This window comes from Flavicella sp., assembly GCF_029238425.1.
GTDB lineage: Bacteria > Bacteroidota > Bacteroidia > Flavobacteriales > Flavobacteriaceae > Flavicella.
In genome coordinates this window covers 1-3500 of sequence record NZ_JAQWGB010000070.1, presented here as the reverse complement: position 1 = coordinate 3500, position 3500 = coordinate 1, and the positions used below count along the sequence as shown (strand labels likewise).

The 3500-nt window shown below is 31.7% G+C and carries 5 protein-coding genes; all 5 read left to right on the top strand.

Going from position 1 to position 3500, the window contains the following annotated elements; genetic code table 11:
• Positions 1 to 150: 150 nt before the first annotated feature.
• The 5 genes from P8H68_RS04835 to P8H68_RS04815 all read left to right on the top strand — a co-directional run bounded on the left by P8H68_RS04835 (position 151) and on the right by P8H68_RS04815 (position 3354).
• The gene (locus tag P8H68_RS04835) at positions 151 to 681 is read left to right on the top strand and encodes a hypothetical protein (RefSeq protein ID WP_300322255.1); all 531 of its coding nucleotides are present in this window, start codon (positions 151 to 153) and stop codon (positions 679 to 681) included.
• A gap of 270 nt (positions 682 to 951) precedes the next feature.
• Complete coding sequence (locus P8H68_RS04830) at positions 952 to 1614, top strand: transposase (RefSeq protein ID WP_300322254.1); 663 nt, start codon at positions 952 to 954, stop codon at positions 1612 to 1614.
• 205 nt (positions 1615 to 1819) lie between these two features.
• Positions 1820 to 2734 (top strand): cysteine synthase A, encoded by a 915-nt coding sequence (cysK, locus tag P8H68_RS04825; protein ID WP_300322253.1) that lies wholly within the window; start codon positions 1820 to 1822, stop codon positions 2732 to 2734.
• A 167-nt stretch (positions 2735 to 2901) separates the two neighbouring features.
• Positions 2902 to 3204, top strand: a complete 303-nt coding sequence (locus P8H68_RS04820) for a hypothetical protein (RefSeq protein ID WP_300322252.1) — start codon at positions 2902 to 2904, stop codon at positions 3202 to 3204.
• Positions 3205 to 3207: 3 nt separating this feature from the next.
• Positions 3208 to 3354 (top strand): hypothetical protein, encoded by a 147-nt coding sequence (locus P8H68_RS04815; protein WP_300322251.1) that lies wholly within the window; start codon positions 3208 to 3210, stop codon positions 3352 to 3354.
• The last annotated feature ends 146 nt before the right edge of the window (positions 3355 to 3500 follow it).

Below are 3500 nucleotides of genomic sequence, written 5' to 3'. Positions count from 1 at the left end.
TCTGTTTATAGTGTCGCTTTTACTTATTTGAGTATTTTTAGGTCGACAAAGAAAAAACACAAAATAAGTATAAGCTTATGGCTCGGCTGACAATCCACAGATTGTCTACCTCCCACACTAACCTTATACAAAACCGTTGTAAGTAATTAAATGCTGAATAAATTATTAACAAGACTAAAATTAATCCAAAAGATTGAAATAATCAGAGAGAAGGACAAGACTGAAAAAAATCTTGACAAGATAAAAGAGAAAATCAGTGATGACTATTTTTTTCTTCCTCCTATGTTTGATTCTTTATTCTCGAATGACTCTGAGTATCTTGGTTTCATCGCGAATAATACAATTTCTATAAGGAAGAAAGTTAAAGCTTTTAATGGATTTCAAAACATGACCAAAGTATCAGGAAATTATTCTCTTCTTGACGAAAATACTTATGCAATCAAACTTGCTTTTTCTGGTATGAGTAAATTCGGACTTATAATTCGAATTATTGTTTTTTGTATATTTTTATTAATATCATTTGCTTCAATAGTTGAGGCTATTTTGAGTCCCGAAAAAGGAGTATTTTTAAAAACTATCGGATACATATTCATTTTTTCAATAATTATATATCTAATGTTCATATACAGAATCTCCAGAATTGAATCTATGAATAAAGAAATAGTAAAACTTTTCGACTAAAAAACTACTTACAACACCGTATAAAATTAATGTGGGGTTTTAGTTATAGCCGAAAGTTTTAGTTTATTTACAATGTCGCTTATTCTTATTTGAGTATTTTTAGGTCGACAAAAATAAAAACACAAAATAAGCATAAGCTTAGTGGCTCGGCTGACAATTCACGAATTGTCTACCTCCCACACTAATCTTATACAAAACCGTTGGCAAAAATAAAAAAATTGTAAAATCCTGAAATAGGTTGACTAAAATTTAAACACTTTTAGTTAAACTATGGACACAAAGACAAAACAACCCTGCCGAAAAAAGAACTACAATAAAGTAGGTTTCGAACTCAAAATTTTCATCATTGACCAAATTCATAATGGTAGAATATCTATCAATTATGCTGCTAAGAAATATGATATTTCTAGACCAACTATTCAGTACTGGATTAAAAAATATAGTACTTTAGAGCAAAAGAAATTAGGCATGAGTAAACAGGACGAAATTAAAAGACTTAAAGAAAAAATTGAAGAGTTGGAGTTTGTAAAAGACTTCCAGCAAGATGTAATTGCAGACATGGAACTTATTACGGGAGTCGATATGTCAAAAAAGTCATTGCCCAAAACATTAGCCGAATGGAGAAAAATGGGTAACGAACTACCTGAAGTATTAGCAGAAAGAATTGGTAGTTCTTGGATAGACTGCCTAATGATTCCTGAGATAATTAATACATCAGATAACCTTATTGCATTTGTTGAGCAACACAATGAAATTCTATTATCAAAAGCACAGGAAGAATTTGGAGCGTTAACAACACTTGAAGAAGTCCATCAAGCTTCAGTTCTATTAATTGGTGTAGCATTACATTTATCTAGAGGATTAGGAGCAGATACAAAAGGAATTTCGGAGCATTGGATTGAGACTGCCAAAAGCCATGGTGCTAAGGAGTAATACTTGAATATTTCTTATCCAATATAATGTGACGACTCACTAAAGGTTGGCATACATAATTATATGTATTAATAATATCAGGTTTCATCCTCATTAAATTCAATATTTAGTCTTAATTTCACGGTAGACAGAAAAACGAACTACTTTGGACTAATATTTTCAAAGTCATTTATATGCGGCAATCGCGTAACAAAATTTTAATATTATGAAAATAAATAACATTTTAGAAAGCATTGGTAATACGCCAGTGGTACGATTAGCAAAATTATTTCCGAATGCAGAGGTTTGGATGAAACTTGAAAAAGCGAATCCAGGAGGAAGTATAAAAGACAGAATCGGATTACATATGATTGAAGATGCTGAAAAAAGAAATAGCATCAATAAAGACACTGAAATTATTGAACCTACTTCTGGAAATACAGGTATTGGATTAGCGATGGTTTCTGCTGTGAAAAATTACAAATTGACACTTGTAATGCCAGAATCAATGTCTGTTGAACGACGTGCTTTAATGAAGGCTTACGGAGCTAATCTTGTTCTAACTCCCAAAGAATTAGGTTTAGGTGGTGCGATTGCAAAAGCCAAAGAATTAGTTGAAAACAACAAAAACGCTTGGATGCCTTCACAATTCACAAATCCAGCAAATCCTGAAACCCATCGTCAAACCACCGCTTTAGAAATAGCAGCAGATTTCTCTGATGGTTTAGATTATTTAATTACAGGAGTTGGAACAGGTGGTCACATAACTGGTATGTCAGAAGTTTTAAAGAAAAAATTTCCTGATTTAAAAGTACTAGCTGTAGAACCAAATGATTCTGCAGTAATTTCAGGTGATTCTCCAGGACCACATCCATTACAAGGTATAGGTCCCGGTTTTATACCAGAGGTCTTTAATTTAGATTCGATTGATGGTGCAATCAGAATAACAAAAGAAGAAGCTTTTACTGAGGTTCAAAATATTGCAAAAACTGAAGGTATATTAGTAGGGATTTCTACTGGTGCCTCGTTGGCAGCTGTTAGGAAACAGTTAAAAACGATAAAAACACCAAAAACGATCTTAACAATTAACTATGATACTGGAGAGCGTTATCTTTCTGTGGAAGGTTTATTAACAGAATAAAAAACTTAAATATTTACCGCATTAAAAATCCCTTAAGAAATTCTTGAGGGATTTATTATGCCTTATATTTAAAATATTCCATTTTTACAAAGGTTTAGAGATTGATACTAAAGTCATAATCATTAACTTTATAAAAAAATAGAAAATTTTAGAGAAGCAATCAATACATGACGACGAAAAAAGAGGATAGAAATATTATACAATTACTTTCTCAAGGTGCCGATGAAAGAATTTTTACAAATGAAATAGGACTGACCAAATATGGTATTGAATTAACCAATCTTAAAGTTATTAATAGAGGTTCTTGCACCTGTAGCGTTACTACAAAAGATAGTTTTAATTTGATGAAAGCCATAGCTCGATCAAACAAAACTGAAAAGGATTGGATTACAAAATATAGTACTTTAGAGCAAAAGAAATTAGGCATGAGTAAACAAGACGAGATTAAACGTTTGAAAGAAAAAATTTAAGAGTTGGAGTTTGTAAAAGACTTCCAGCAAGATGTAATTGCAGACATGGAACTTATTACGGGAGTCGATATGTCAAAAAAGTCATTGCCCAAAACATTAGCAGAAGAGATAGAACTAAAAAAGAAAAACCGTTTAAAAGAAAATGGTTAATCGGGTGTTTTGGGATTAGCAAACAAGCCTTTTATAAAAGACTTAAATCTCATCAAATAAAGACAAATAACGAGCTTATATTAATTCAATTAGTCAAACAGTGTCGCAACAGAATTGGACAGCGTTTAGGGGCTAAAAAACTATAT